The organism is Furfurilactobacillus sp. W61-4, assembly GCF_057545565.1.
In genome coordinates this window covers 1-3210 of sequence record NZ_BAAJNZ010000011.1, presented here as the reverse complement: position 1 = coordinate 3210, position 3210 = coordinate 1, and the positions used below count along the sequence as shown (strand labels likewise).

At 50.8% G+C, this 3210-nt stretch carries 2 rRNA genes; both read left to right on the top strand.

The annotated features are described in order from the left end of the window. Positions 1 to 123: 123 nt before the first annotated feature. Positions 124 to 3042: ribosomal RNA gene (locus tag AC27FN_RS09865) — 23S ribosomal RNA — on the top strand. A gap of 63 nt (positions 3043 to 3105) precedes the next feature. Next, positions 3106 to 3210, top strand: a 5S ribosomal RNA gene (rrf, locus tag AC27FN_RS09860); the annotation flags it as partial.

Here is a 3210-nt window from a genome sequence, read left to right as displayed (position 1 = left end):
TTGCACATTGAAAACTGAATCATGATTCTTTTTATTAAAAACCGAGAACACCGCGTTTTTTGAGTTTTTTAACAAGTAATTGTTATTCGCTAAACTCATAACCGCAGTTCTTAAGAACTGTTAGGTTAAGTTAACAAGGGCGCACGGTGGATGCCTTGGCACTAGGAGCCGATGAAGGACGGGACTAACACCGATATGCTTCGGGGAGCTGTAAGTAAGCTTTGATCCGGAGATTTCCGAATGGGGGAACCCAGCCAGTTTAACCGCTGGTTATCACTAGGGGAATACATACTCTAGTTGAAGGTAGACGTTGTGAACTGAAACATCTCATTAGCAACAGGAAGAGAAAGAAAAATCGATTCCCTAAGTAGCGGCGAGCGAACGGGGAAGAGCCCAAACCAAACTGCTTGCAGTTTGGGGTTGTAGGACTGAACATTTGAGTTACCAAGGACCTTGATAGTCGAAGACGTTGGGAAGCGTCGCCATAGGGTGTGAGAGCCACGTAGACGAAATCAAAGTCCCTCAGTTCAGGATCCTGAGTACGGCGGAGCACGTGAAATTCCGTCGGAATTTGCGGGGACCATCCCGTAAGGCTAAATACTCCCTAGTGACCGATAGTGAACCAGTACCGTGAGGGAAAGGTGAAAAGCACCCCGGAAGGGGAGTGAAATAGTTCCTGAAACCGTGTGCCTACAAGTAGTTAGAGCCCGTTAATGGGTGATAGCGTGCCTTTTGTAGAATGAACCGGCGAGTTACGTTAGCATGCAAGGTTAAGGTGGAAAGACCGGAGCCGTAGCGAAAGCGAGTCTGAAATGGGCGATTAAGTATGTTGAAGTAGACCCGAAACCAGGTGACCTACCCATGTGCAGGTTGAAAGTGCGGTAATACGCACCGGAGGACCGAACCCGTGTCTGTTGAAAAAGGCTGGGATGACGTGTGGGTAGCGGTGAAATTCCAAACGAACTTGGAGATAGCTGGTTCTCTCCGAAATAGCTTTAGGGCTAGCCTCGGATTAGAGCATCATGGAGGTAGAGCACTGTTTGAACTAGGGGCCCGTCATGGGTTACTGAATTCAGATAAACTCCGAATGCCATTGATGTGTTATCCGGGAGTCAGACGATGAGTGATAAGATCCACCGTCGAAAGGGGAACAGCCCAGATCACCAGTTAAGGTCCCAAAATATGTGCTAAGTGGAAAAGGATGTGGAGTTGCACAGACAACTAGGATGTTGGCTCAGAAGCAGCCACCATTTAAAGAGTGCGTAATAGCTCACTAGTCGAGTGATTCTGCGCCGAAAATGTACCGGGGCTAAGCACATTACCGAAACTGTGGGTGCCACGTAAGTGGCGCGATAGGAGAGCGTTCTATGGGCGGAGAAGTCAGACCGTGAGGACTGGTGGAGCGCATAGAAGTGAGAATGCCGGTATGAGTAGCGAAAGATCAGTGAGAATCTGATCCACCGAATGACTAAGGTTTCCTGGGGAAGGCTCGTCCACCCAGGGTTAGTCGGGACCTAAGGCGAGGCCGAGAGGCGTAGTCGATGGCTAACAGGTTGAGATTCCTGTACTAGTTAAACGTGTTTGAACAATGGAGGGACGCAGAAGGCTAAACGATCCAGACGGATGGAAATGTCTGGTCAAGCAGTGAGGTGGTTCATGAGTTAAATGCTTATGAGCATAACACTAAGCTGTGATGAGGACCGAATTTAGTAGGGAAGTCGTTGATGTCACGCTGCCGAGAAAAGCTTCTAGTGAGCGTTTAATTACCCGTACCGCAAACCGACACAGGTAGTCGAGGAGAGTATCCTCAGGTGAGCGAGCGAACTCTCGTTAAGGAACTCGGCAAAATGACCCCGTAACTTCGGAATAAGGGGTGCTGCACGCAAGTGCAGCCGCAGTGAAAAGGCCCAGGCGACTGTTTATCAAAAACACAGGTTTCTGCAAAATCGTAAGATGACGTATAGGGGCTGACGCCTGCCCAGTGCTGGAAGGTTAAAAGGATGGGTTAGCGTAAGCGAAGCTCAGAATTGAAGCCCCAGTGAACGGCGGCCGTAACTATAACGGTCCTAAGGTAGCGAAATTCCTTGTCGGGTAAGTTCCGACCCGCATGAAAGGCGTAACGATCTGGGCACTGTCTCAACGAGAGACTCGGTGAAATTATATTACCCGTGAAGATGCGGGTTACCCGCGACAGGACGGAAAGACCCCATGGAGCTTTACTGTAGCTTGATATTGGGTGTCTGTATAACTTGTACAGGATAGGTAGGAGCCGTAGAGCTCGGGACGCTAGTCTCGAAGGAGGCGTTGGTGGGATACTACCCTTGTTATACGGCCACTCTAACCCGCGCCACTTAGCGTGGCGGGAGACAGTGTCAGGTGGGCAGTTTGACTGGGGCGGTCGCCTCCTAAAAGGTAACGGAGGCGCCCAAAGGTTCCCTCAAAATGGTTGGAAATCATTTGTAGAGTGTAAAGGCACAAGGGAGCTTGACTGTGAGACAGACAGGTCGAGCAGGGACGAAAGTCGGGCTTAGTGATCCGGTGGTACCGTATGGAAGGGCCATCGCTCAACGGATAAAAGCTACCCTGGGGATAACAGGCTCATCTCCCCCAAGAGTCCACATCGACGGGGAGGTTTGGCACCTCGATGTCGGCTCATCGCATCCTGGGGCTGTAGTCGGTCCCAAGGGTTGGGCTGTTCGCCCATTAAAGCGGTACGCGAGCTGGGTTCAGAACGTCGTGAGACAGTTCGGTCCCTATCCGTCGCGGGCGCAGGAAATTTGAGAGGAGCTGTCCTTAGTACGAGAGGACCGGGATGGACATACCGCTGGTGTACCAGTTGTGCCGCCAGGCGCATCGCTGGGTAGCTATGTATGGATGAGATAAACGCTGAAAGCATCTAAGTGTGAAACTCGCCTCGAGATGAGATTTCCCATTCCTATATGGAAGTAAGACCCCTCAGAGATGATGAGGTAGATAGGCTAGAAGTGGAAGTGTGGCGACACATGGAGCGGACTAGTACTAATCGGTCGAGGACTTAACCACGAAGTGGTGGTCCGGTTAAGATAAAAAGAATCAGATTCAGTTTTGAGTGGGTAACCCTCAGAGTGTGGTGATGATGGCACGAAGGATACACCCGTTCCCATGCCGAACACGGAAGTTAAGCTTCGTCGCGCCAAGAGTAGTTGGGGGATCGCTCCCTGCGAGGGTAGG